Origin of the sequence: Burkholderia sp. AU45251, from assembly GCF_030482905.1 — a bacterium.
GTDB lineage: Bacteria > Pseudomonadota > Gammaproteobacteria > Burkholderiales > Burkholderiaceae > Burkholderia > Burkholderia aenigmatica.
On record NZ_JAUJQH010000002.1, the window covers coordinates 104,586 to 130,484 of the forward strand.

The following is a 25,899-nucleotide window of genomic DNA, read 5'->3' on the forward strand; positions in this document are numbered from 1 at the left end:
GGACGACCTTCCTTCTCGACCATGACTTCCATCGACCGCCGTTCGTTTCTCCGTGCCGCTGCCGCCGGCACGGCCTTCTCGATGTTCCCGCCGGCGATCCGGCGCGCGCTCGCGATTCCGGCCAACAACCAGACCGGCACGATCAACGACGTGCAGCACGTCGTGATCTTCATGCAGGAAAACCGCTCGTTCGATCATTACTTCGGCACGATGCCCGGCGTGCGCGGCTTCGGCGATCGCCTGACGATCCCGCAGCCGGGCGGCACGCCCGTGTGGCAGCAGAGCGACGGCAAGCGCCCGGTGCTGCCGTTCTACCTCGACAGCACCAAGGGCAACGCGCTGCTCGTCGGCGGCGCGCACTCGTGGACCGATTCGCACTCGGCCTGGGACAACGGCCGGATGACCGCGTGGCCCGCGTCGAAGGGCGACGCGTCGATGGGCTACCTGCGACAGTCCGACCTGCCGTTCCACTTCGCGCTGGCGAACGCATTCACGCTGTGCGATGCATATCACTGCTCGCTGCACGGCGGCACCAACTCGAACCGGATCTTCCTGTGGACCGGCACGAACGGCCCGACGGGCTCGAACACGGCGGTGGTGAACAACGACGGCTGGGACGGCCTCGGTTCGTCGAAGACGGGCCTGACGTGGACGACCTACCCGGAGCGCCTGCAGGCGGCCGGCGTGAGCTGGAAGGTCTACCAGAACATGCCGGACAACTACACCGACAACCCGCTCGCGGGCTTCGCGGCGTTCCGCAAGGTCAACGAGACGGTGCCGGGCTCGCCGAACGCGCCCTACACGCCGGCGATGGAAGCGCTGTCGCCGCTGTACAAGGGGATCGGCAACACGATGCCCGACGGCGGCTTCCTGCAATCGCTCGCCGACGACATCGCGGCGAACCGGATGCCGCAGGTGAGCTGGATCGTGTCGCCGACCGCGTACTGCGAGCACCCGGGCGCGTCGACGCCGGGGCAGGGCGCGTACTACCTGCAGCGCCTGCTCGACACGCTGACCGCGAACCCGGACGTGTGGAGCAAGACCGTGCTCATCGTGAACTACGACGAGAACGACTGCTTCTTCGATCACATGCCGCCGCCGAACGCGCCGTCGCGCAATGCGGACGGCACCTATGCGGGCAAGTCGACCGTCACGACGCAGTACGAATACTTCACGTTGCCGAACCCGCCCGGCGATTCGTCGCCGCTCGCGCCGGACGGCCGCCCGTACGGGCCCGGCCCGCGCGTGCCGATGTTCGTCGTGTCGCCGTGGAGCACGGGCGGCTGGGTCAACTCGGAGGTGTTCGACCATACGTCGGTGCTGCGCTTCATCGAGCAGCGCTTCGGCGTGCAGGAGCCGAACATCAGCCCGTGGCGTCGCGCGGTGTGCGGCGACCTGACGTCGGCCTTCAACTTCAAGAACCCGAACGGCAACCCGACGACGTCGTTCCCGGCGCCGACCAAGGCCGCGGCCGATGCGCAGCACGTGCAGCAAAGCCTGCAGGGCGCGGTGCCGGTGCCGTCGGTCAGTACGCAGCAGATGCCGGCGCAGCCGGCCGGCACGCGCCCGTCGCGCGCGCTGCCGTACGAGCTGCACACGAGCGCGAGCGCCGACGTGTCGGGCGGGCTGGTGTGGCTCACGTTCAGCAATACCGGCACGGCCGGCGCGGTGTTCCATGTGTACGACAAGCTGCATCTCGATCGCGCGCCGCGCCGCTATACGGTCGAGGCGGGCAAGCAGCTGTCGGATTCATGGCGCGCGGTGGCCGACGATGCGGGCCACTACGACCTGTGGGTGCTCGGGCCGAACGGCTTCCTGCGCGAATTCCAGGGCAACGTCGCGAAGGCGGCGAGCGGGCCGGTGCCGGAGATCCGCGTGTGCTACGACCCGGCGAACGACGCCGTGTACCTGACGATCATGAACGTCGGCAACGCGGCGAGCCAGGTCACGGTCACGTCGAACGCGTACCGCACCGACGGCCCGTGGAGCTACGCGGTGCCGGCCGGCATGCAGGTCGAGCCGTACTGGACGCTCGCCGCGTCGAGCGGCTGGTACGACTTCACGCTGACGGCCGAGAACGGCCTCGTGCGCCGCTTCGCGGGCCGGGTCGAGACCGGCAAGGACAGCATCAGCGATCCGGCGATGGGCGTGTCCAGCTGACCGGCGCCGGCCGGACGGCCGGCGTCGCATCACCGGTTGCCGCCGGCGCGCCGACCCGCACCGGCGGCTTTTTGTGCGCGGCCTCGCGACGACGAGGCCGCGCGTTTTTCATTCCCTCCTGTTCACACGACGCCTCACTCGATGACGCAACTCGCGCTTTTCGATCTCGACTTCACCCTCATTCCGTTCGACAGCGACCAGGCCTGGGGCCATTTCATGGTCGAGCAGGGTCTCATCGACGCGGCCGAATTCGCCCGCATCGACGCGGCGTTTTCGGCCGGCTATGCGGCCGGCACACTCGATATCCATGCGCACCTGTGCAACATGCTCGCGCCGCTCGCCCGCTATTCGCGGGAACGGCTCGCGCACTGGCACGCGTGCTTCATGGCCGACGTCGTGCGGCCCGCGATCTCGCCGGCCGCGCTCGATCTCGTGCGTCATCATCGCGCGCGCGGCGACCTGTGCTGCATCGTCACCGCGACGAATGCGTTCATCACGCGGCCGATCGCACACGCGTTCGGCATCGACGCGCTGATCGCGTGCGAGCTCGAAACCGTCGACGGGCGGCCGGATTCGCGCTATACGGGGCGGCCGGCGGGCGTGCCGAGCTATCGGGAAGGGAAGATCGTGCGTACCGATGCGTGGCTCGCGTCGCTCGGGCTCGCGTGGTCCGACTTCGAGCGCAGCTGGTTCTACAGCGATTCGCATAACGACATCCCGCTGCTCGAGCAAGTGACGGATGCGGTCGCAACCAATCCGGACGACCGGCTGCGCGCGCTGGCGACGGCGCGCGGCTGGCGGATCGTGGAGCTGTTCGAAACGGTGTGAGCGCGTGCGCCGTTATGCGCAGGCCGCTGTGCGCGCGTCGTGGCGGTCGACGTTGGCCATGAACGCGGTAATCAGCCGCGTGTCGGCGCGCGCGTCGAGGTAGTACAGGTATTCGTGCATCGGCGGCAGATCGTCGGCGAACGCGACCGCGCGCAGTTCCGGATGCGCGCCGACCTCGCCGCGCGGCATCAACGTGCAGCCCATGTCGTGCCGCACGGCTTCGCGGATCGCTTCGCGACTGCCGAGCTCGATCGCGTTCGCGGGCAGCCCGATGCCCGCGTGCTTCAGCACGTGCTCCATCAGCGCGCGCGTGCGCGAGCCGGGCTCGCGCAGCAGCAGCGTCTCGCCGGCCAGCGCGGCGAGCGTGACCGACTCGCGCGCGGCGAGTCGATGCGAGCGGTGCACGACCAGCACGAGCGGATCGTTGGCGATCGTATGTCGCACGAAACGCGGATCGTCGTCGCGCTGCGACGACACGGCGACGTCGCACCGAAAATCGACGAGCGCCTCGAGCACCTGCTGCGAGTTGCCGATCTCGATGCTGATCTTCACGGCCGGATACTGGCGCCGGAACGCGGCGATCGCGGGCAGGATGTAGAACGGGCCGGTCGTGCCGACGCGCAGGTTGCCGGTATGCAGTTCGCGCTCGTTGCGCAGCGCGAAATCGATATCGTTCTCCATCTGCAGCATCTGGCCGATCATCGGCATCAGCGACGCACCCGCGTCGCTGAGGTCGAGACGGTTGCCGCGGCGATGGAACAGCTCGACGCCATAATGGCGCTCGAGCTGCTGGATGCGCGACGTGATCGTTGGCTGGCTCACGTCGAGGCGCTTCGCGGCGGCGGTCACGCTTCCCTGGCGAGCGGTTTCATAGAAGGCGGCGAGAAGCAGGGCAAGCATGGCGACACACGGGACGAGACGTGCGGAAATTACCGGCCGCGCGTGTCAATTCCGTGTCATCGGCGTGGATGTGCGTGGCAAATTGGGGCGCGATGTTGCGTGCCCGGCACGCGGCCGTCGCTTATTCGGGCGGCTGCTCGTCGTAGGCGGCGAAGATCTTCCGCGTGCGTTCGACGACTTCCCAGGTGCCGCGAAAGCCCGGCGGAATGACGAAGCGATGGCCGGCGCGAAGGGTTTTCGCGTTGCCTTCCTCATCGGTGATCACCGACGTGCCTTCCAGGATCTCGCAGTATTCCGCTTCGGTATACGCGATCTTCCAGCGGCCGGGCGTGCTTTCCCAGATGCCGGTCGAGAAGCGGCCACACGGGCTCGTGAAGCCGGGGGTGAGCGTCTGCAGCGGGTCGCCGTCAAGCAGCTTCTCGGGCGCGACGCGATACGTGGCCGGTTCGCCTTGCGGGGCGAGTGCGTCGGTAATGGATGAAACGTCGATCATGGACAACATCCTTCTTCGGGTTGAGCGGAGCGCGCCGCAGGCGCGTCCGCAGGATTGTATGCCGGCGGCGGGCCCGGTCAGTTGCCGCTCTTCAGTTGCTGCCACAGGCGGTTCTCGAGTCGCGCAATGTCGGCCGAACGCGGCTTCGACAGCGTCATCCTGTCGAGCACGTCGGCGGACAGGTACACGTTCGGATCGCGCGCGACGGCCGGCGTCCCATACTGATGGGCGGCCTGGTTCGCGCTCGGGTAGTCGATCTCGTTGGTGATGTCCGCGTTGACCTTCGGGTCCTGGATGGAGTTGATCCATTGCAGCGCGGCTTCCGGATGCGGCGCATCCTTCGGAATCGCCATCCCGTCGAACCACAGGATGCCGCCTTCCTTCGGGTTCGCGTACCGGATCTCGTCGCTGCGTTTCGCCGCCGCGGCTTCGCGGCGCGCGACGCTGACGTCGCCCGACCAGCCGAGCACGACGCATACGTCGTTGTTCGCGAGATCGTTGTTGTAACCCGACGAATTGAACTGCGTGATGTACGGGCGCACCTTCTTCAGCATGTCGAACGCGGTGCGGTAGTCGGCCGGGTTCTTGCTGTTGATACGCCGCTGTATCAGGCCGCTTGCGGCGGCGCGCAGCAAACGGTCGTTGCCGGCCTGCTGCGGCTCGGTGCATCGCGCATGCTGCGTGACGCATGAAAAAACGGGCTTGCCTTCACGCAAGCCCGTTTTGCCGGACGGCGCGACGTAGCCGCCGGGCGCGCGCTGTACCGGTTACAGCCGATAGCCGCCGCTCGCGTCGATGACCTGGCCGGTCGTCCACTGCGCGGCCGGGCTCGCGAGGAAGCCGATCACGCCGGCGATGTCTTCCGGCGTGCCGACGCGGCCGAGCGGGCTCGCGGACGTCATCGTCGCGCGGCCGTCGTCGGTGCGCAGCCAGCTCGCGTTCATGTCGGTGTCGACCGGGCCGGGCGCGACCGCGTTGACGACGATCCCGCGCGGGCCGAGCTCGACCGCCCAGTGGCGCGTCAGCGTATCGACGGCCGCCTTCGCCGCCGAGTAGGCGGAAATCGCGTTGAAATTTCCGCCTGCCTCGAAGACGCGGCTCGACAGCACGCTCGACAGGTTGACGATCCGGCCGCCGTTCGGCATCCGGCGGACGGCCTGTTGGGTTGCGAAGAACACGGCTTTCACGTTCAGCGCGAACTGGCGGTCGAACAGCTCGGCCGTCGTGTCGTCGAGCGTGCCGCCGTCCGCGACGCCGGCGTTGTTGACCAGCACGTCGAGCGTGGCCGCGCGGCCGTGCTCGGCACAGGCGCGGTCGAACGCGTCGAACAGCGCGGCGACGCCGTCGGGCGTGCCGAGGTCGGCCTGGATCGCGAAGCCGTCGCTGCCGCGTTCGCGGATGCCGGCGAGCGTCTGTTCGGCCGCCGCGCGGTCGGCGCGATAGTGGACGGCGACGACGTAGCCCTGGCGTGCCAGTTCATAAGAGGTGGCGCGGCCGATGCCGCGCGAGCCGCCCGTGACGAGGGCGAGTTTCGATGCTTGCAGGTTCATGCGGGTTTCCTGGGTGACGACTGATCGAAGATCGGATGGAACACCGCGCGGCTTCCGTCGTGCGGAGCCACGCGGCAATCGGGGTGGGCAGCGCTTAGTCCCACTTCGGCGCGAGGCCGGCCGGATCGACTTCGCGGCCGTTGCGCTCGAGCGCGGCGATCTGCGCCATGTCGTCGTCGGTCAGGCGCAGCGTCTGCGCGAGCAGGTTGCTCGCGAGGTTCTCGCGCTTCGTCGACGACGGGATCACCGAGTAGCCGAGCTGCAGCGCCCAGGCGAGTGCGACTTGCGCCGGCGTCGCGTTGTGACGCTGCGCGATGGCGCCGATCACCGGGTCGCCGAGCACCTTGCCGTACGCGAGCGTCATGTACGACGTCACGTGGATGCCTTCGGCGTTCAGGAACTCGACCAGCTTGCGGTTCTGCAGGTACGGGCTCAGTTCGATCTGGTTCGTCGCGATCGCCTCCTTGCCGACGGCCGCGATCGCTTCCTTCGTCAGTTCGATGTTGAAGTTCGAGATGCCGATCTGGCGCGTGAGGCCCTTTGCCTTCGCTTCGGCGAGTGCGGTCATGAACGCCTGGATCGACACGCCGTTACCCGGGGCCGGCCAGTGGATCAGCGTCAGGTCGACGTAGTCGGTGCGCAGCTTGCGCAGACTTTCCTCGAGGCTCGCGACCAGCTTTTCCGGTGCGTAGTTGTCGACCCAGATCTTCGTGGTCAGGAACAGGTCTTCGCGGCGCACGCCCGATGCGGCGATCGCTTCGCCGACTTCGGCTTCGTTGCCGTAGATCTGCGCGGTGTCGATCGCGCGGTAGCCGACTTCGAGGCCGTTGCGGACCGAGTCGATGACAACCTGGCCTTGCAGGCGGAAAGTGCCGAGGCCGAATGCGGGAATCTTGCTCATCATGTGCTCCTGGGAGGGGGGGACGGTTTCGATCCGGAAACCATTCTGGCGCGTCGCACTGATGAGATAAACGCCGTTACCGGTCAATAATATTTGATTCGAAATCAAATATCGCGGCGCGGCCGGCCGGGCGTGGCGGCAACCGGGCGGGCCGGTTGCCTTGCAGCATGAGCGCGGGCCGAATTCGTCAGCCCTGCGCGGCCACCACCGCGATTTCGACCAGCAGGTGCGGCGCGGCCAGCTTCGCCTCGACGGTCGCGCGCGCCGGCGCGTGGCCCGGCGCGACCCACGCGTCCCACACCTCGTTCATGCCGGCGAAATCGCGGGCGATGTCGGCGAGCCAGATCTGTGCGGAGACGAGCCGCGTCTTGTCGATCCCGGCCTGCGCGAGGAAACCGTCGATCTTCTCCAGCACTTTGGCGGTTTGCACCTTGACGTCGGGAGACGGATCGGCGGATGTCTGGCCGCCGATGAACACGAGGCCGGCGGCCTTGACGACGCGGCTCATGCGCTGGCTGGTTTCGATGCGGGTGATATCGGACATGATGAAACACACTCCTTGGCCATGAAGGCAGGTGGAAAGATTCAGGACGACGCAGGGGCGGCAGCACGTGTGCGGGAGAAGCGGTCGATCGCGAACGCGTCGAGCGGCACCGGCGCGGCGCCGTCGAGCATCAGGTCGGCGACGACGCGGCCGCAGCCCGGGCCGAGCTGGAAGCCGCTGCCGGAATAACCGAACGAGTAATAGAGTCCGTCGGACGTGCGGCTCGCGGAGATCACCGGCCGTGCATCGTCGGTGAACGCCTCGATGCCGGCCCAGGCGCGGTTGATGCCGAGATCGCGCAGATGCGGAAACAGGTCGACGACGGTCCGCGCGCTGCGCGCGAGCCGCATGAAATCGACTTCGCCATGCCGCGCCGGCAGGTCGGCATGGCCGATCAGCTTGCCGCCGATCACGACCGTGCCGTTGTCGAACTGCTTGAACGACAGCGGCCGCCCGGTCGCGCCGAGCGTCGCGCGGCAGAACGGCGCGACGCGTTGCGTGACCATCAGCATCAACCCCTCGGCATGCAGCGGCACGGGCTCGCCGGCCTGGCGCGCGAGCTCGCCCGACCAGGCGCCGGCCGCGACCAGCAGCTTGCCGGCGGCGAACGTACCGCACGGCGTATGCGCGACGTGGCGCGCGCCGAGCCGGTCGATCCGCGTAACCGGCGTGCCTTCGTGAAAGCGCGCGCCGTGCCGCTGCGCGACGAGACGGAACGCGGCGGTCGTGCGAAACGGCAACGCGTAGCCGTCGCGCTCGACCCAGATGCCGCCGGTCACGTGCGGCGCGAGCGCGGGTTCGAGGGCGCGCACGCGCTCGCGGTCGACCAGCGTCTCGTGCGTGAAGCCGTGCGCTTCGAGCAGCGCGACGCGCGCGCGGCATGCGTCGAGTTCGGCGTCGGTTTCCGCGAGCTGGAGCTGCCCCGACGGCACGAAGCCGCCGGCGTCGCCGATCAGCGCGGGCAGCGTGTGCCAGATCTCGCGCGACAGCAGCGCGAGCGGAATCTCGGGCAGCGGGCGGCCGAGCGTACGTACGCCGCCGGCGTTCACGCCGGACGCATGGCGCGCGACGTAATCGGCTTCGAGCACGATCACACGGGCGCCGCGCCGGGCGAGATGGAACGCGCTGCTGGCGCCGTGCAGGCCGCCGCCGATCACGATCACGTCGGCTTCGTGCCGCGCGTGCGCATGACGGTCATTCACCCGCGAGCTCGCCGAGCGTGAGCGGCTTGATCGGCGGCCGGATCCGGTAGTAGCCGACGGTCTCCGGCGCGACCTGGCGCGCGTCGGCGATCACCTCGGTGACGGTCAGCCCGCACAGGCGGCCCTGGCACGGCCCCATCCCGCAGCGGCCGAACGATTTCGCCTGGTTCGGGCCGGTGCAGCCCAGCGCGACGAAGCCGCGCAGCTCGCCGGCCGTGACTTCCTCGCAGCGGCAGACGATCGTGTCGTCGGCCGGAATGCGGTTCGCGTCGCGCGGGCGGTAGAGGCTGTCGAGAAACGGCCGGATCCGCATCGCGCGGGCGAGCGCGTCGCGATGCGCGGCCGCCTCGCGATCGCGCGCCGCGTCGTCGAGCCTGCCGAGCTGCGCGGCGACCGCCAGCGCCGCGAGCGTGCCCTGTTGCGCGGCAGCCTGCGCGCCGCCGATCCCCGCGCCGTCGCCGGCCACGAAGATGCCCGGCACGTCGAGCTCGCCCCATGCGTCGACCTGCGGCGCGAAGCACAGTTGCGCGGCGTCCCAGCGATGCGTCGCGCGCAGCGCATGCGTGAACTGCGTGTTCGGCACGACGCCCTGGTGCAGCAGGATCACGTCGGCGTCGATGCGCTGCGCGCGGCCCTGCGCAGTGAACGTGAGCGCGGCGGCGCGCGGCGTGCCGTCCGCGCCCGCGCAGCTTTCGATCGCGAGCTGGTCGGCGCCTTCATGGATCGGCACGTTCGCTTCGCGCAGCGCGCGGATCATCTGCAGCCCCTTGGCGAGAAACGGCCATGCGCGCAGTGCCGCGAGCAGATGCTGCTTCGCACGCCAGCGATCCTCGTGCCGCGTGGTATCGACCAGCGCGCGGATCGGCACGCCGGCGCGCACGTACTGCCAGCCGAGCAGATACAGCAGCGGCCCGCAGCCGGCCAGCACCGGCGGCGTGGCCGGCACTTCGCCCGCGCTTTTCAGCAGGATCTGCGCGGCGCCCGCGGTGAGCACGCCGGGCAGCGTCCAGCCGGGAATCGGAAACGGGCGTTCGAGCGCGCCGCTCGCGAGGATCACCCGCCGCGCGTCGAAGCTGCCGACCTTGCCGTCCTGAAGATAGTGGACCGAGCGCTCGCGCGTGACCTGCCAGACGGTCGCCTGCTTCAGGTGTCGCGCGCCGGAATGCACGAAGGTGTCGGCCAGCGCGGCACCGGCCGCATAGTCGGGCCCGAGGATGTCCTTGCGGCGCGCATCGGCGCGCTCGATCGCGCGGTAGATCTGGCCACCGACGGCGTCCTGTTCGTCGATCAGCACGACCGACAGGCCCGCGTGCGCGGCGCGGGTCGCGGCGCTCATGCCGGCGGGGCCGGCGCCGACCACGACGACGTCGACGGTTTCGGGCGTGAAATCAGCGGCCATCGGCGTTCTCCAGTGACGGGGCGGCCGGCATCGTGGCGGGCGGCAGGTCGCGCGCGCCTTCCTGCGAGCGGACCTGCATGCCGTCGCGCACCTCGACCATGCAGCTCTGGCGCGCGGGCACGCCGTCGATTTCGACGAGGCAGTCGAAGCACGCGCCCATCATGCAGTACGGCGCGCGCGGCGCGCCCGATACCGGCGTCGCACGAAAGCGCGATACGCCGGCGGCCAGCAGCGCGGCGGCCACCGTGACGCCGGCCGGCACGCACAGCCGCGTGTCGTTGAAGCGGATGTCGACGCTTGCGCCGGCGGGAGCGAGCGGTCTGAACAGCGAAGAGGACGATTGGGCGGTCATGGGCGGGCAGGGTCAGTAAGCAGGGGCCGGGCGGGCGCGCCGGTGAATGCGGCGGGGGCGTCGGGAAAGCGCCGCGCCGACAGCGCGGGCAATTCGTCGGGCAGCGGCGCGCCGACGATCCACGGTGCGATGCGCAACGCATGCGCGGCGGCCAGCGTCACGCCGCTGTGGCACGTGACGACGAACGCACCCGGATGCGCAGGCGATTCGTCGTACACCGGAAAACCGTCGGGGCTGTAGACGCGCAGCGCGGCCCACATGCGCACGAGCCGCACGTGCTGCAGCATCGGAAACGCGCGCACGCCGCGCCGCGCGATGTCGGCGAGCACGGGCGTGGTCGTGAAGTCGTCGAAGCCGACTTCCTCCATCGAATCGCCGAACTGCACGGTGCCCTCGTCGGTCTGCCGCACGTTGATGGTCGGATAGTGCAGGAACGGCGCGACGCGCTCGCTGACGAGCACCTGGCCGCGATTCGGCGCGACCGGTGCGTACAGGCCGACCTGCGGCGCGAGCGCGCGATTGCCGAGGCCGGCGGCGAGCACGACGCGGCCCGCGCGGAACGTGCCGGCCGCGCTGTCGGCCGCGAAGCCGCCGGCCTCGGCGCGGACCTGCCGCACGCGCGCGCCGGAGACGAGGCGTACGCCGCGGTGCTGCATCGACGCATGCAGCGCGCGCAGCAGCTTCAGCGGATTCACGTGGCCGTCCATTGGCGTATAGCTCGCGCCGGTCACGGCCGGCCCGATGCCGGGCAGTCGTTCGCGCAGCTCGCGATGATCGAGCAGCTCGAACGGGTAATCGCCGAGTTCGGCCTGCAGGGTCGCGAGGCGCGTGCGGCGTTCGGCCAGCTCGTCGTCCGAGAAGCACAGGTGAAAACCGCCGGGCTGGCGCAGCGCGACGTCGACGCCGCTGTCGTCCATCAGGCTCGCGGCGAGGCGTGGCCAGCGCTCGGCCGAGCTGCGCGACCAGCGCGCGTACGGCGTGCGGTCGTGGCCCTTGCCCTGGATCCAGACCAGGCCGAAGTTGCCGCGCGACGCGCGAAAGCCGCCGTCGTCCTCGTCGAGCACGGTCACGCGCGCGCCTTCGCGGGCGAGCCCGTACGCGAGCGCGGCGCCGACGAGGCCGCCGCCGATCACGAGCACGTCGGGGCTCGCGGCTGTGGGTTGGGTCATCGGGCTTCTCCGATCAGGATGCGATCCAGCCCGACCAGGCGGTCGAGCAGCATCATCAGCAGGACCGTGCCGACGATCAGCACCGCCGACACCGACGTGACGAGCGGATCGATGGTCTGCGCGATCTGGTTGTACATGGCGACGGGCAGCGTGGTCGTGCCGGGCGTCGCGACGAAGATGGTCATCGTGAGCTCGTCGAAGCTCTGGATGAACGACAGCACCCAGCCGCCCGCGACGCCGGTGCGGATCATCGGCAGCACCACGCGGCGAAACGCGGTGAAGCGGCTCGCGCCGCACGACAGCGCGGCACGCTCGGCGTCGCGATCGAGCCCGACCGCCGACGACAGCGCGAGACGCAGCGCATACGGCAGCACGATCACGACGTGCGCGGCGACCAGCGCCCAGAACGAGCCGCTCAGGTGCAGCAGCGACAGGAAGCGCAGGAACGCGATGCCGAGCACGACGGCGGGGATCATCATCGGCGACAGGAAGAAGCTCGTCAGCGCGCCGCGCCCCGGAAAGCGGTAGCGTGCGATCGCGAGCGCGGCCGGCACTGCGAGCACGACGCCGATCGTCGCCGAGGTGAACGCGAGCCGCACCGACAGCCAGAACGCCGACACGATGTCGTCGTTGTCGAGGATCGCGCGAAACCAGCGCAGCGACGCGCCGTCGAACGGCATCGAGATATAGCCCTTGTCGGTGAACGCGACCAGCATCACGGCGGCGAGCGGCGCGACGATGAACGCGATGAACAGCGTGTGAAACGAGAGGGCGGCAAGGCCGTTGCGTTGCATGGCGTCGCTCCGTCAGTCGAAGATGTGCTTGTAACGGCGTTCGGCGAGCCGGCTGCAGCCCATCACGATCGCGACGTTGGCGATCAGCAGCAGCACCGCGATGCTTGCGCCGAGCGGCCAGTTCAGCGTGCCGAGGAATTCGTCGTACGCGGCGGTCGCGACGACCTTCAGGCGGCGGCCGCCGATCAGCGCGGGCGTGGCGAACGCGGACGCCGACAGCGCGAACACGATGATCGACCCCGACAGCACGCCGGGCAGGATCTGCGGCAGGATCACGCGGCGAAACACGCGCCACGGCGACGCGCCGAGCGACAGCCCGGCCCACTCGACCTGCGGATCGAGCTTCTGCAGCGTCGCCCACACCGACATCACCATGAACGGCACCAGCACGTGCGTGAGTGCGATGACCATGCCGGTCATCGTGAACACGAGGCGCACCGGCTCGTCGGTCGCGTGCAGCGCCTGCAGCGCGTTGTTGAGCACGCCGTTGTTGCCGAGCAGGATCTGCCAGCCGAGCGTGCGCACCACCACCGAGATCAGCAGCGGGCCGAGCACGACCAGGAGGCACAGCGACTGCCATGGCTTGCGCATCCGCGCGAGCACGATCGTCTCGGGCACGCCGAGCACGACCGACAGCAGCGTGACGGCGGTGGAGAGGCCGGCCGTGCGCAGGAAGATCGTCAGGTAGTACGGATCGCGAACGACTTCGAGGTAGTTGCCGATCGTCCAGCCCGGCTGCGTGCCGGCGAGGTCGCTGAAGGTGTGGAACGACAGCACCAGCGTGAGCAGCATCGGCGCGAGCAGCAGCGTCAGGAACAGCAGCAGCGCGGGCGCCGACAACAGCCACGGCGCGGCGCCGCCGCGCGCGTCGTCAAGCGTGGCCATGGGCAGCCTCCCGCGTGAGCATGCGCAGGTCGTCGTCGGTCCACGCGAGGCCGACCTCGCAGCCTTCGTCGGGCGGCGGTGCGCCGGTGTTGGTCTGCGTGACGTGCAGCTTGCCGAGCGCGGTGTCGATCACCAGCAGCCACTGGTTGCCGACGAACACGCGCGTCGCGACGCGGCCGTGCAGCCGTGCATCGCCGTTCGCGAGCCGCATCTTCTCCGGACGGATGTACACGTTGACTGCGCCGGCTACGTCGCGCCCTTCGTGCGGCACGTGCAGCGTGGTGCTCGCGACTGCCACTTCCGCGCAGCGCGGGTTGCGGCGCAGCACCTCGCCCGCGAGCGTGTTGGTGCGACCGAGGAACGCCGACGCGAACGGCGTGGCCGGGCGTTCGTACGCGTCGAACGGCGTGCTCAGCTGCGCGATCGTGCCGCGGTGCATCACTGCGATGCGGTCGCTCATCGTCATCGCTTCGACCTGGTCGTGCGTGACGAGGATCGTCGTGATGCCGAGGCGCTTCTGGATCGCGCGCAGCTCGATATGCATTTCCTCGCGCAGCTTCGCGTCGAGGTTTGACATCGGCTCGTCGAGCAACAGCAGCTCGGGCCGCATCGCGATCGCGCGGGCAATCGCCACGCGCTGCCGCTGGCCGCCCGACAGCTCCTTCGGATAACGTGCGTCGAGACCGTTCAAGCGCACCAGCGCCAGCGCTTCGGCGACGCGCTCGTCGCGCTGCGCGCGCTTCATCTTGCGCATCTCGAGCCCGAAGCCGACGTTGCCGGCCACGGTCATGTGCGGAAACAGCGCGTAGCTCTGGAACACGACGCCGATCCCGCGTTTCTCCGGACGCTCGTGCGTGATGTCGCGGCCGTCGAGCGTCACGCGGCCGGCGGACGGCGCGACGAAGCCGGCGATCATCTGCAGCGTGGTCGTCTTGCCGCAGCCCGACGGCCCGAGCAGCGACAGGAACTCGCCGCGCTCGACCGACAGGTCGAGCTGCTCGATGGCGGTGAAGTCGCCGTAGCGTTTCGAGATGTGTTGCAGGGTCAGGAAGCTCATGGGGGGAAGTCCTCTCGAAACCGGGGCGGCGCGCATGGCCGCGAACCGTGGCGCATGCGCGGCGTACTCAGCGTTCGACCGAGCGGTTCCAGCGCTGGGTCCACTCGGCCCGCTGCTGGTTGATGGTCGTCCAGTCCACCGTCGTGAGCTTCGCGATCTGGTCCGGGCCGTACGGCACGCGCGCGGCCACTTCCGGTGCAAGCTTCACCGTCTTGTTCACGGGCCCGAGGCCGATCGCCTGCGCATGCAGCGCCTGCACTTCCGGGCTCAGCAGGTACTGGATGAACTGCTGCGACAGTTGCGGCTGCGCGTTCTCGGCGACCGCGCATGCGGCGACCTGCAGCGCGACCGCGCCTTCCTTCGGATAGACGAACTTCAGCGGGAAGCCGGTGTTCTGCAGCGACACCGCGCGGCCGCTGCCGTACGGCGCGGCGATCACGTCGCCGGCCTGCATCAGGCCGTCCATTTCGCCCGGCGTGGGCGCCCACGACAGCACGTTCGGCGCGACCTGCTTCGTCATCGCGGCGAAGCCCGGGTCGATTTTCTTTTCGCCGCCGCCGTCGAGGCGCGCGAGCATCACGAGCGTATGCAGGCCGTAGGTCACGGTGATCGGCGGCATTCCGAGCTTGCCCTTCAGGCGCGGATCCTCCAGCGCTTTCCACGAGTCGGGCGCGGGGATGCCGAGCTTCTTGAACGCGTCGACGTTGTAGCCGATGCCGGTCGCAACCAGGCCGAGGCCGACCGAGGTCGCGCCGAGCCGCGCGAGCGGATAGAGATCCTTCATCACCGGCGCATCGTCGAGCTTCGCGCACAGGCCGAGCTGCATCGCCTGGTACATGGGGCCGTCGTCCATCACCGCGACGTTGATCTGCTGGTGGCCTTTCTGGGCCTGCAGCTTCGCCAGCGTGTCGCTCGAATTGCCCGCGACGTAGACGATCTTCACGTCGTGCGCCTTCTCGAACGCAGGAATGACCTTCTGGCGATACAGCTGCTCGTTCGAGCCGCCGACGTTCGCGACATACAGCGTGGTTTCGGCGTGGGCGGCGACGGCGGCGATCAGCGCGAGCGCGGCGCACGCGAGCGGGAGCGGCCGGGCCGCGAGACGGGACGAACAACGAAACGGGCGACGACGCTGCGCGTGATCCATGACGACGATCTCCATTCGATTGTGGTGGGCGTCGGCGTCGAAGTGCGCCGATGCCATGCAGTCTGGCCCGGGTGTTCCATGCCGTCCAATACGAATAAAATGCCTATCCATACCAAAATGTGATGGATTGGGGAAAGGCCCTAGAGACGGGGGCGGAGCATTCAATGAATCTGAAGCAGATCGAAGCATTTCGTGCGGTGATGGTGACGGGATCGATGACGGCCGCCGCGAAATCGCTGTTCACCACGCAGCCGAACGTGAGCCGCCTGATCGCGTACCTCGAGCGCGATACGGGGCTCAAGCTGTTCGAGCGCGCCGGCGTGCGGCTCGTGCCGACGAGCGAGGGCACCGCGTTCTTTCGCGAGGTGGAGCGTGCGTACGTCGGCCTGCAGGGGCTCGCGAGCGCGGCCGAGGAGATCCGCAACCTGGGCAGCGGGCGGTTGCGCATCGCGGCGATGCCGGCGGTCGGCTACACGCTCGTGCCGCGCGCGATCAAGCGGTTCCAGGAGGCGTACCCGGGCGTGACGGTGTCGCTGCACGTCAACACGTCGGGCACGGTCAATCACTGGACCGCGTCGCAGTTCTGCGACATCGGCGTGGCCGTGTACGTCAGCGAGGCGTCGAACTGCGAGGTCGAGCTGCTGTCGTCGGTCGCCGCCGTGTGCGTGATGCCCGCGCAGCACCGGCTGGCGAAGAAGCGCACGATCAAGCCGGCCGATCTCGCCGGCGAGTCGTTCATCTCGCTGTGCCAGGGCGACGGCATGCGCACGCTGATGGATGCGGTGTTCCAGCGCGCGGGCGTCGAGCGCAAGCTCGCGATCGAGGCGCAGTACACGGCGATCTGCTGCGAGATGGTGCGCTCGGGAATGGGCGTGACGCTCGCGCATCCGGTCGTCGCGCGCGATTTCGCGGGGCCGGAGATCGCGATCCGGCCGTTTTCGCCCGCCGTGACGATTCCCACCTATCTGCTGTATCCGCCGCAGCGCTCGCGCGACCGGCTGGCCGCCGCGTTCGTGAAGCTGCTGGCCGAGGCGCACGACGAAGCGCTCGGCACGACGCCCGGCCGCGCACGCGCCCGCCGCTAGGGGCGCTCAGGCACGCTCGATGTCGCCGGTCGAATCGCGCCGGATCAGCTGGATCGGCAGCACGTCGCGCGACGGCGCGCCGAGGCCGCCGGCGCGGATGCGTTCGACCAGGCGCCGCGCCGCGGTGCGCGCCATCGCTTCGACCGGCGGATGGATCGTCGTCAGGCTGACGAGTTGCGAACCGGCGAGCGGCATGTCGTCGAAGCCGATGATCGACAGCTGCCGAGGCACCGCGACGCCCTTGCGCTTCGCCGCCTCCAGCGCGCCGAGCGCGACCATGTCGTTGCCGGCGACGATCGCCGTGACCGGGTTCGGCTGGCCGAGCAGCGTCATCGTGCTCGCATAGCCGACTTCCGTCGTGTAGTCGCCGTACAGCGTGACCACCGATTCGGGCCCGAGCCCGACCCCCGCGAGCCAGTCGAGCGCGCCCTTGGTGCGGTCGCGGCTCGTCGACGTGTTCTGCGGCCCCATCAGCAGCCCGAAGCGGCGATGCCCGAACTGGTACAAGTGCTCGACGGCCACCGCGCCCGCATGGACGTTGTCGATCTCGACGGTGTCGACCTTCACGTCGTCGATCGAGCGCACCACCAGCACGAGCGGAATGCCGCGCCGCTGCATCTCGGCGACGACCGGCGAATCGAGCGTCGCGGTCGCGAAGATCAGGCCGTCGAGATAGCCGTCGATCAGCGGCCGGAACGCGAGCAGCTTCTCCGCATCGTTCATCGGATCGATCATCAGCGTGACCTGGTAGCCGAACTCGCCGAGCGCGTCGTACAGGTGCGTGAGCAGCAGCGTCATGAAGTGATTGTGCAGTGCGCCGACCACGACGCCGATCAGCCGCGTCGCCGATTTCTTCGGCTTGCGGCTTTGCGACGGAATCCGGTAGCCGAGCTCCGCGGCGACGGCCTGCACCGCGCTGCGCGTGTCGCCGCTGATGGCCGGATGACCGGCGAGCGCGCGCGAGACCGTGGAGATCGAGACGCCCATGCGGGCCGCGACGTCCGCGAGCTTCACCGGTGATGCAATCGTTCGGGCCATGGTTTGCATTCGTTTGCATGATCGAGAGGCACGATTGTGCAAGCCGCGATGCTTGACTGACAAGGACCTAGGGGAAAGTTCCGATCATTTGCACTGCATTTGCAGAACGCGCTGCGATAAATTTGCAGCCATCGCGACGACCGGCTCGCGGCAATGCGGGCCCGCATTTCGATCCCTCTTTCTCGTCAGGAACGCACATGGCAATTCAATACCTGAAGCACGGCCGCAGCGCCGAAGATTCTTCCCACGATGCCGACAAGGTCCGTGAAGTCGTCACGGGCATCCTCGCCGACGTCGCGCGGCGCGGCGATGCGGCCGTGGCCGAACTGTCGAAGCGTTTCGACGACTGGTCGCCGGCGAGCTTCCGGCTGAGCGACGACGAGATCGCCGCATGCGTGCGCTCGCTGTCGCCCGGCGAACTCGACGACGTGAAGTTTGCGCAGGCCCAGGTGCGCAACTTCGCACAGGCGCAGCGCGACTCGATGCACGACGTCGAGATCGAGACGCTGCCGGGCGTCGTGCTCGGCCACCGGAACATGCCGGTCGAAAGCGTCGCGTGCTACGTGCCGGGCGGCAAGTTTCCGCTGGTTGCGTCCGCACACATGGGCGTCGTAACCGCGAAGGTGGCCGGCGTGCCGCGCATCATCGCCGCGTCGCCGCCCGTGCAGGGCCGCCCGAATCCGGCCGTGGTCGCGGCGATGCACCTGGGCGGCGCGGACGAGATCTACACGTTCGGCGGCGTGCAGGCGATCGCGGCGATGGCGCTCGGCACGCAGACCATCGACCCGGTGTCGATGGTCGTCGGGCCGGGCAATGCGTACGTGGCCGAAGCGAAGCGCCAGCTGTTCGGGCGCGTCGGGATCGACCTGATCGCGGGGCCGTCCGAGACGCTCGTGATCGCGGACGACAGCGTCGACGCGGAACTCTGCGCGACCGACCTGCTCGGGCAGGCCGAACACGGCTTCAACACGCCGGCGATCCTGCTGACGAATTCGCTGCAGCTCGCGAAGGACACGATCGCCGAGGTCGAACGCCTGCTCAAGATCCTGCCGACGGCCAACACGGCCGGCGTGTCGTGGCGCGACTACGGTGCGGTCATCGTGGCCGACACGCTGGAGGAAATGGTGCAGGAAGCCGACCGGATCGCGTCCGAGCACGTTCAGGTGATGACGCGCGACCCCGACTACTTCCTGAACAACATGAAGAACTACGGCGCGTTGTTCCTCGGCGCGCGCACCAACGTCGCCTATGGCGACAAGGTCATCGGCACGAACCACACGTTGCCGACCGGAAAGGCGGCGCGTTATACGGGCGGCCTGTGGGTCGGCAAGTTCATCAAGACCTGCACGTACCAGAAGGTGCTGACGGACGAGGCCAGCGCGCTGGTCGGCGCGTACTGCTCGCGCCTCTGCGCGCTCGAAGGGATGATCGCGCACGGCGAGCAGGCGAACATCCGCGTGCGCCGCTACGGCCATCGCGACGTGCCGTACGGCACGCCCGTGCCGGCGTAACGCTGCAACGGCGCACCGGCATACAGGAACCGGCCGGTGCGCGAGGAGGCAGCGCCTTTCGACGGTGCCGCCGCTCACCCGCTAAAGAGACCTTCCCGGTCGGCAATACGATTCGGGATGCTGATGGAAATATGACAATGAAGATGCCGGGCTTCCGGCTGGATGGCAAGACTGCGCTGGTGACCGGCGCGGGCCGAGGGATCGGGCTGGCCGCGGCCGTCGCGCTGGCGCAGGCTGGCGCGCGGGTGACGCTGGCGGCACGCTCGGGCGACGAACTGCGCGCCGCCTGTGAATCGATCGGTGCGGCGGGCGGCGCGAGCGACTACGTCGTGCTCGACGTGACGGATGCGGTGGCGGTGGATACGGTCGTGTCGTCCCGCGGACCGTTCAACATCCTGGTGAACAGCGCGGGCATGAACCGGCCACGGCCGATCGTCGACGTGCTCGACGCGGATATCGACGACATGCTGGCACTGAACGTGAAGGCCGCGTTCTATCTGTGCCGCTCGGTGGCACGAGGGTTGATCCGCGCAGGGCAGGACGGTTCGTTCATCACCGTTTCTTCGCAGATGGGCCATGTCGGCAGCGCGGGACGAACCGTCTATTGCGCGACGAAGCATGCGGTCGAGGGCATGACGAAGGCGCTCGCGTGGGAACTGGGCGCGTACCGGATCCGCGTGAACACGCTGTGTCCGACGTTCATCGAAACCGCGCTGACCGAGCCGATGTTCAAGGTCGACGGGTTTCGCGACTGGGTGACGTCGCGCATCGCGCTCGGTCGCGTCGGCCGCGTGGACGAAGTGATGGGGCCGGTCGTGTTTCTCGCGAGCGACGCGTCGTCGCTGATGACCGGCAGCGCGCTGATGCTGGACGGGGGCTGGAGCGCCGCGTAATGCGAAATCGGGCCGGTGCGGCCCGGGACGAACGGACACGGTGGCGGCGCGGCGCGCGCGACGCCGCCGTGCCGGACGCCATCGACAAGCAATGGAGGAGACACATGACAATTTCAATCGATCTCGACAAGCCGGTCGCGGTGGTGGGCGCGGGGCTCGTCGGCGCGGGCTGGGCAATTGCCTTTGCGCGCGCCGGCCTGACCGTGCGCGTGTTCGACGCCGATCCGCAGATCGCTGCGCGCTCGCTGCCGTGGGCTGCCGAACAACTGCGCGCGCTGCATGCGCGCGGCCTGCTCGACGAGCGGCCGGAGCGCGTCGCGGCGCGGCTGCAACCGGCGCCATCGCTGCAGGATGCCGTCGCCGGCGCGATGTACGTTCAGGAGTCGGTGCTCGAGCGCATCGACGTGAAGCGCGCGTTGATGGAGCAGATCGACGCGCTGGCCGATGCGTCGGTCGTGATCGGCAGCTCGAGCTCGGGCATTCCCGCGTCCGACTTCGCGAACGACCTGGCCATCTCCGCGCGCGTGCTGATCGCGCATCCGGTGAATCCGCCGTATCTCGTGCCCGTGGTCGAGCTGGTACCGTCCACGCAGACCTCGGCCGCCACGGTCGCGTTCGTCGAACGCCTGATGACGGCGATCGGCCAGAGCGTCGTGCACGTGCGCAAGGAGGTCGAGGGGTTCGTGCTCAATCGCCTGCAGGCGGCACTGTTGCGGGAAGCGTGGGCGTTGCACCGCGAAGGCGTCGCCAGTTGCGAGGACATCGACAAGACGGTGCGCGACGGTCTTGGCTGGCGCTGGTCGTTCATGGGGCCGTTCGAGACGATCGACCTGAACGCGCCGGGCGGCGTGGCCGACTACGCGCGCCGGCTCGGGCCGCTGTATCACGGCATCGTACGCTCGCGCGTCGACGAAGGGCCGTGGGACGACGCGCTGATCGCCCGGGTCGAGCAGGATCGCCGCCAGTATCTGCCTGCCGACGAACTGGCGGCCCGGCGCGACTGGCGCGACGCGAAGCTGATGGATTTCGCCGCCGCGCGGCGGGCGTCCGACGCGCGCGATTGAACCCGCCTTAGTCGTATTCGAACGGGCTGCGCCGCTCGTGCACGCGAATTCGTGCGCGGCGTGCCCGCGCGCGCTTGCCGACTCGCATCGTGATGCGCGCGCCGGACCTCATTCTTTCTGGATCGTTATGTCAATTCTCGTGATTGCCGTCGCGCTGATCGCGCTGATGGTGGCCGCCTATCGCGGCTTCAGCGTAATCCTGGTCGCGCCGCTGGCCGCGCTCGGCGCGGTGCTGCTGACCGACCCCGCCGCGGTCGCGCCGGTGTTTTCCGGCATCTTCATGGAGAAAATGGTCGTCTTCGTGAAGCTGTATTTCCCGGTGTTCCTGCTCGGCGCGGTGTTCGGCAAGGTGATCGAACTGTCGGGATTCTCCGAGTCGATCGTGCATGCGGCCATTCGCTACATCGGCCAGACGCGCGTGAACGCGGTGATCGTCGCCGTGTGCGGGCTGCTGACCTATGGCGGCGTGTCGCTGTTCGTCGTGGTGTTCGCCGTCTATCCGTTCGCGGCCGCACTTTATCGCGAGGCCGGCATTCCGAAGCGCCTGCTGCCCGGCGCGATCGCGCTCGGCGCGTTCTCGTTCACGATGGACGCGTTGCCGGGCTCGCCGCAGATCCAGAACATCATCCCGACCACCTTTTTCAAGACGACGACGTGGGCCGGCCCGTGGCTCGGCGTGATCGGCTCGGTGTTCATCGTCGTCGCGGGCCTCGCGTTTCTCGAATGGCGCCGCCGTGCGGTGATGGCGACTGGCGAGGGCTACGGCGCGTCGCACCAGAACGAACCGGAGGTGACCGGTGCCGGTACCCTGCCGCATCCGCTGCTGGCGATCGCGCCGCTGGTGGTGGTCGGCGTATCGAACTTCATCCTCACGCACCATATTCCGCACTGGTACGGCGATGCCTATACGATTGCGCCCGACGTGCTGCCCGGCATGCACGGCACGCTGTCGACGCCGGTCAAGAGCGTCGTCGCGATCTGGGCCGTCGAGGGTGCACTGCTGCTCGGTATCTTGCTGACGCTCGTGACCGCGTTCGGCCGGATGCGGGCGCGCTTCGCCGCCGGCACGCGCAGCGCGGTCTCGGGCGCGTTGCTGGCGTCGTTGAACACCGCATCGGAATATGGCTTCGGCGGCGTGATCGCGGCGTTGCCCGGGTTCGTGTTCATCGGCCGTGCACTGCAGGCGATTCCCGATCCGCTCGCGAACGCGGCCATTTCGGTCGGCGTGCTCGCGGGCGTCACGGGTTCGGCATCCGGCGGGATGAGCATCGCGCTGGCGGCGATGTCCGATTTCTTCGTGCGTGCGGCCGATGCGGCGCACATTCCGGCCGAGGTGCTGCACCGCGTTGTCGCGATGGCGAGCGGCGGCATGGATACGTTGCCGCACAACGGCGCGGTGATCACGCTGCTCGCGGTGACGGGGCTCAGTCATCGCGAATCGTATCGGGAGATCTTCGGCATCACGTTCGTCAAGGCGGCCGCCGTGGCGCTCGTGATCGCGGTGTATTACGCAACGGGGCTGGTATGAGCGCATGCCGCGCATTCAAATATGAAACAGGCTGGTTCGTTAAAACGTATACATATAGTAGAACTGATTAGCTGATGAGTTTACCGTACTAGGTCGTGTAATTTTCTCAATAGCGTGACGCGACGTTGGCGCGTAGATTGAAAAATGAAATAACGAAACACAATAAATCCATCAGAAGGTCCAAGGAGACAAGTCAATGAAAGTCGGTTCGATGATCGGCAAGGTCGCGTGCGTCGCGGCGCTTCTCTGCGCGGCAGGCATCGCGCACGCCGGCGAAACGCTCGATCGCGTGAAGTCACGCGGCACGATGGTGGTCGTCACGAGCGCGAAATGGCCACCGCAGGCTTACCTGAACGACAAGCACGAGTTCGAGGGCTTCGATATCGACGTCGCGAACGAAATCGGCCGGCGGCTCGGCGTGAAGGTGGCGTTCCAGACGCCGCAGTTCAACCTGATGACGGGCGGGCACTGGCACGGGCGCTGGGATCTGTGCGTGCTGTCGGTCACGCCGACCAAGGAGCGCGAGCGGCTGCTCGATTTCCCGGCCGTGTATTACTACAGCCCGTACGTGTTCGTCGTGCACAAGGATTCGAAGGCCACGTCGCGCGCCGATCTCGGCGGCAAGGTGATCGGCGTGGAAGCCGGCACCACGTCGGAGGATTACGTGAACCAACGCCTGAGCATCGGCGGCCCCGACGTGCCCGCGTTCACGTACCTGCCGCAGGCGCCGAAGCAGGTGAAGACCTACGGCACGTCGCTGCTGCCGTACGAAGACCTGCGCCTCGGCGACGGCAAGCGCGTGGACGCGATCCTCACGCCCGAGCAGACCGCGATGGCCGCGATCAAGAATGGCTATCCGGTCAAGATCCTGCCCGGCGATTACGCGTATCGCGAGCCGCTCGCAGTCGTCGCCGACAAGGGCGATGCGGAGTGGGACAAAACGGTCGGCAATGCGGTGACGCAGATGAAGCAGGACGGCACGCTGACGAAGATCAGCGTCAAATGGTTCGGCAAGGACTACACGAAGTAAGCCGCCGGCGCGTGCCGCATGCGGGCGAATGCGGCACGCGCACGTCCATTTGATTTTGTCATTACGGAAATGCCATGACCACCGATTACGTGGATACCTACTATTCACGCACGCTCCACGACACGATCGCGCGTGCGCCGCTCGATGCCGATCTCGATGCGGACGTGTGCGTCGTCGGCGCCGGGATGGCCGGCATCACGGCCGCGCTCGAACTGCTGCGGCGTGGCCGCAGCGTCGTGCTGCTGGATGCGAACCGCGTGTCGTGGGGCGCGTCCGGGCGCAACGGCGGCGTCGTGAGCCCCGGCTATTCGACCGGCATCGCGCAGATCGTGCGTCACGTCGGGATGGATCGAGCGAAGGCGCTGTACCGGATGTCGATCGAAGGCGTCGACATCGTCGCCGACAACATCCGGCAGCTCGGCATCGACGCCGCCGAGCCGGTGCCCGGCGTGCTGCGCCTGTCCCGTCACGACAACGGCAACGAGATGATCGAGCAGCAGCGCTGGCTCGCGCGCGAGTTCGACTACGGCGTCGAGCATCTGCCGACGCAGGCCGTCCGCGAGATGCTGGTGTCGGACAAATACCATCAGGGCCTGCTCGACCGCCGCGCGTTCCATTTCCATCCGCTGAACTACGCGCGTGCGCTCGTCGCCGAGATCGAACGCCTGGGCGGGCGCGTGTTCGAGGATTCGGAGGTCGTGTCGATCGCCGATCGCGGCGCAACGAAGCGGGTCGCCACCGCGCGCGGCAGCGTCACAGCGCGTGACGTCGTGCTGACCTGCGGCGGCTACACGGGGCGGCTGGTGCCGAAGCTCGCGCGCAGCTACCTGCCGATCACCACCTACATGATGCTGACCGAACCGGCCGCCGACCTGATCGCATCGGCGATCCGCACGCGCGCGTCGATCGGCGACAGCCGGCGCGCGAGCGATTACTACCGGCTCGTCGACGATGGCCGGCGCGTGCTGTGGGGCGGCATGATCACGACGCGCCGCTCCGATCCGCGCCGCCTTGCCGATGCGCTGCGCGACCGGATGGTCGACGCGTATCCGCAGCTCGCGCCGCTCGCGATCCAGGTCGCGTGGTCCGGAAAGATGGCATACGCGCGCCACCTGATGCCGCTGATCGGCCGCTTCGACGACGGCATCTGGTACTGCATGGGCTTCGGCGGCCACGGGATGAACACGACGGCGATCGGCGGACGCGTGATTGCTGAGGGCGTGGCCGGCGCCTCCGATCGCTACCGGCGCTTCGAAGCGTTCGGCTTGCCGTGGAACGGCGGCTATGCGGGGCTGGCCGTCGCGCAGCTGACCTACTGGCGCTACCAGGTGATGGATTTCATGCGCGAACGGGCGGCGTAAGCCGCGATGCCCCGCCTACAGGAGAAACACATGCTTGCAGACAACCTGCCGAGAACGAAGAAAGGCTGGCGCGGCACCGCGCTGGCGGCCGCGATCGTCGCGCTGGCCGTGGTCTTCGCGATCGCGCGCAACGTGCCGCAGTGGGCGGCGACGCTGAACCTTGCGGCGCTGCCCGGCATCGGCGCGTTGCCGGGCGCGCTGCATGCGCTGCTGATGCTCGCGGCCGGTGCCGCCGTGCTGATCGCGAACGGTTACCTGCTGACGCGGCTGCCGTCGCGTGTGCAGATCGCGATCGTCTGGTGCGAACTGCTGCTGTTGCTGGCCGCGTTCCTGTCGACGTTCGACCTGAGCTTCGAATTCATCCATCGCAAGATCGGCTACCTGATCAGCCAGGGCGCGGTGACGACGCTGCTCGTGTCGGCGATCTCGATCTCGATCGCATTCGTGCTCGCGCTGATCGGCGCGCTCGCGAAGCTGTCGTCGAACGGCATCGCGATCGGCATCGCGTCGTTCTATACGTCGCTGTTTCGCGGGCTGCCGCTGCTGATGCAGATATTCATCCTGTATCTCGGGCTGCCGCAGCTCGGCTACGTCGTCGATCCGATTCCGGCCGGCGTGACCGCGCTGTCGCTGTGCTACGGCGCGTACATGACGGAGATCTTCCGCGCCGGGATCCAGAGCATCCCGCAGGGCCAGTGGAACGCCGCGCGCGCGCTCGGCTTCACGCCGGCGCAGATGATGCGGCTGATCATCCTGCCGCAGGCGATGCGCGTGATCATTCCGCCGACCGGCAACCAGTTCATCGCGATGCTGAAGGACAGCTCGCTGGTGTCCGTCGTCGGCGTGTGGGAGCTGACCTACGTCGCGACGACGGAAGGCCAGAAGGAGTTCCGCCACATGGAGATGCTGATCAGCGCGGCGCTGGTCTACTGGGTGATGTCGCTCGTGCTCGAAGTGGTGCAGGCGCGCATCGAGAAACGATTCCGCAAGGCCGTGCGTTGATGCGCG

24 protein-coding genes and 1 pseudogene are annotated in these 25,899 nt (G+C 68.4%); 10 read left to right on the top strand and 15 right to left on the bottom strand.

Features of this window, described 5'->3' with window-relative positions:
- The first annotated feature begins 21 nt into the window (after positions 1–21).
- Both QZM67_RS07155 and QZM67_RS07160 read left to right on the top strand, forming a co-directional pair.
- Positions 22–2,160 carry a phosphocholine-specific phospholipase C gene (locus tag QZM67_RS07155; RefSeq protein ID WP_301801504.1) on the top strand — a complete coding sequence of 713 codons (2,139 nt, stop codon included), beginning with the start codon at positions 22–24 and terminating at the stop codon, positions 2,158–2,160.
- A gap of 141 nt (positions 2,161–2,301) precedes the next feature.
- Positions 2,302–2,988 (top strand): HAD family phosphatase, encoded by a 687-nt coding sequence (locus QZM67_RS07160; protein ID WP_301801505.1) that lies wholly within the window; start codon positions 2,302–2,304, stop codon positions 2,986–2,988.
- Positions 2,989–3,000: 12 nt separating this feature from the next.
- Here QZM67_RS07160 and QZM67_RS07165 read toward each other — a convergent pair whose 3' ends face one another.
- The 14 genes and pseudogenes from QZM67_RS07165 to QZM67_RS07230 form a co-directional block, all read right to left on the bottom strand.
- Complete coding sequence (locus tag QZM67_RS07165; RefSeq protein ID WP_301801506.1) at positions 3,001–3,888, bottom strand: LysR substrate-binding domain-containing protein; 888 nt, start codon at positions 3,886–3,888, stop codon at positions 3,001–3,003.
- A gap of 121 nt (positions 3,889–4,009) precedes the next feature.
- Complete coding sequence (locus QZM67_RS07170) at positions 4,010–4,381, bottom strand: cupin domain-containing protein (RefSeq protein ID WP_301801507.1); 372 nt, start codon at positions 4,379–4,381, stop codon at positions 4,010–4,012.
- Positions 4,382–4,458: 77 nt separating this feature from the next.
- Positions 4,459–4,974 (bottom strand): annotated as a pseudogene (locus tag QZM67_RS07175) (extracellular solute-binding protein); the annotation flags it as partial.
- A 174-nt stretch (positions 4,975–5,148) separates the two neighbouring features.
- Positions 5,149–5,931: an SDR family NAD(P)-dependent oxidoreductase gene (locus QZM67_RS07180; protein WP_301801508.1), complete on the bottom strand. Its 783-nt coding sequence runs from the start codon at positions 5,929–5,931 to the stop codon at positions 5,149–5,151.
- A gap of 94 nt (positions 5,932–6,025) precedes the next feature.
- Positions 6,026–6,832: a 2,5-didehydrogluconate reductase DkgB gene (gene dkgB / locus QZM67_RS07185; RefSeq protein ID WP_301801509.1), complete on the bottom strand. Its 807-nt coding sequence runs from the start codon at positions 6,830–6,832 to the stop codon at positions 6,026–6,028.
- Between the two features lie 187 nt (positions 6,833–7,019).
- Positions 7,020–7,376: a RidA family protein gene (locus tag QZM67_RS07190; protein WP_301801510.1), complete on the bottom strand. Its 357-nt coding sequence runs from the start codon at positions 7,374–7,376 to the stop codon at positions 7,020–7,022.
- A 41-nt stretch (positions 7,377–7,417) separates the two neighbouring features.
- A complete protein-coding gene (locus QZM67_RS07195; protein WP_301801511.1) occupies positions 7,418–8,578 on the bottom strand; it encodes an FAD-binding oxidoreductase in 1,161 nt (386 codons plus the stop codon).
- Positions 8,571–9,977: an NAD(P)/FAD-dependent oxidoreductase gene (locus tag QZM67_RS07200; protein WP_301801512.1), complete on the bottom strand. Its 1,407-nt coding sequence runs from the start codon at positions 9,975–9,977 to the stop codon at positions 8,571–8,573. The genes QZM67_RS07195 and QZM67_RS07200 overlap by 8 nt, the downstream gene beginning before the upstream one ends.
- Positions 9,967–10,329: a (2Fe-2S)-binding protein gene (locus QZM67_RS07205; RefSeq protein ID WP_301801513.1), complete on the bottom strand. Its 363-nt coding sequence runs from the start codon at positions 10,327–10,329 to the stop codon at positions 9,967–9,969. Before QZM67_RS07205 ends, QZM67_RS07200 begins: the two co-directional genes overlap by 11 nt.
- Entirely contained in the window at positions 10,326–11,498 is a 1,173-nt protein-coding gene (locus QZM67_RS07210; RefSeq protein ID WP_301801514.1) for an FAD-binding oxidoreductase, read from the bottom strand. Before QZM67_RS07210 ends, QZM67_RS07205 begins: the two co-directional genes overlap by 4 nt.
- On the bottom strand, positions 11,495–12,292 hold the full coding sequence (locus tag QZM67_RS07215) for an ABC transporter permease (protein ID WP_301801515.1): 798 nt from the start codon (positions 12,290–12,292) through the stop codon (positions 11,495–11,497). The genes QZM67_RS07210 and QZM67_RS07215 overlap by 4 nt, the downstream gene beginning before the upstream one ends.
- Positions 12,293–12,304: 12 nt before the next feature.
- Positions 12,305–13,177, bottom strand: a complete 873-nt coding sequence (locus tag QZM67_RS07220) for an ABC transporter permease (RefSeq protein ID WP_301801516.1) — start codon at positions 13,175–13,177, stop codon at positions 12,305–12,307.
- Positions 13,164–14,234, bottom strand: coding sequence for an ABC transporter ATP-binding protein (locus QZM67_RS07225; RefSeq protein WP_301801517.1), 1,071 nt, complete (start codon positions 14,232–14,234; stop codon positions 13,164–13,166). Before QZM67_RS07225 ends, QZM67_RS07220 begins: the two co-directional genes overlap by 14 nt.
- Positions 14,235–14,301: 67 nt before the next feature.
- On the bottom strand, positions 14,302–15,381 hold the full coding sequence (locus QZM67_RS07230) for an ABC transporter substrate-binding protein (RefSeq protein ID WP_301801518.1): 1,080 nt from the start codon (positions 15,379–15,381) through the stop codon (positions 14,302–14,304).
- Between the two features lie 164 nt (positions 15,382–15,545).
- Between QZM67_RS07230 and QZM67_RS07235 the strand changes: the two genes are divergently transcribed.
- Positions 15,546–16,466 (top strand): LysR substrate-binding domain-containing protein, encoded by a 921-nt coding sequence (locus QZM67_RS07235; RefSeq protein ID WP_301801519.1) that lies wholly within the window; start codon positions 15,546–15,548, stop codon positions 16,464–16,466.
- 6 nt (positions 16,467–16,472) lie between these two features.
- On the opposite strand, the gene QZM67_RS07240 is transcribed toward QZM67_RS07235, so the two are convergent.
- Entirely contained in the window at positions 16,473–17,504 is a 1,032-nt protein-coding gene (locus QZM67_RS07240; protein ID WP_301801520.1) for a LacI family DNA-binding transcriptional regulator, read from the bottom strand.
- Between the two features lie 197 nt (positions 17,505–17,701).
- Here QZM67_RS07240 and hisD point away from each other — a divergent pair, with 197 nt between their 5' ends.
- The 7 genes from hisD (at position 17,702) to QZM67_RS07275 (ending at position 25,893) form a co-directional block, all read left to right on the top strand.
- The gene (gene hisD / locus QZM67_RS07245; RefSeq protein WP_301801521.1) at positions 17,702–19,015 is read left to right on the top strand and encodes a histidinol dehydrogenase; all 1,314 of its coding nucleotides are present in this window, start codon (positions 17,702–17,704) and stop codon (positions 19,013–19,015) included.
- 131 nt (positions 19,016–19,146) lie between these two features.
- Positions 19,147–19,908, top strand: a complete 762-nt coding sequence (locus QZM67_RS07250; RefSeq protein ID WP_301801522.1) for an SDR family NAD(P)-dependent oxidoreductase — start codon at positions 19,147–19,149, stop codon at positions 19,906–19,908.
- Positions 19,909–20,012: 104 nt separating this feature from the next.
- Positions 20,013–20,972 carry a 3-hydroxyacyl-CoA dehydrogenase gene (locus QZM67_RS07255; RefSeq protein ID WP_301801523.1) on the top strand — a complete coding sequence of 320 codons (960 nt, stop codon included), beginning with the start codon at positions 20,013–20,015 and terminating at the stop codon, positions 20,970–20,972.
- Positions 20,973–21,099: 127 nt separating this feature from the next.
- Positions 21,100–22,500 carry a GntP family permease gene (locus QZM67_RS07260; RefSeq protein ID WP_301801524.1) on the top strand — a complete coding sequence of 467 codons (1,401 nt, stop codon included), beginning with the start codon at positions 21,100–21,102 and terminating at the stop codon, positions 22,498–22,500.
- Between the two features lie 196 nt (positions 22,501–22,696).
- On the top strand, positions 22,697–23,530 hold the full coding sequence (locus tag QZM67_RS07265; protein WP_210771935.1) for a transporter substrate-binding domain-containing protein: 834 nt from the start codon (positions 22,697–22,699) through the stop codon (positions 23,528–23,530).
- Between the two features lie 74 nt (positions 23,531–23,604).
- Entirely contained in the window at positions 23,605–24,891 is a 1,287-nt protein-coding gene (locus QZM67_RS07270; protein WP_301801525.1) for an FAD-binding oxidoreductase, read from the top strand.
- A gap of 30 nt (positions 24,892–24,921) precedes the next feature.
- The gene (locus QZM67_RS07275; protein ID WP_301801526.1) at positions 24,922–25,893 is read left to right on the top strand and encodes an amino acid ABC transporter permease; all 972 of its coding nucleotides are present in this window, start codon (positions 24,922–24,924) and stop codon (positions 25,891–25,893) included.
- The last annotated feature ends 6 nt before the right edge of the window (positions 25,894–25,899 follow it).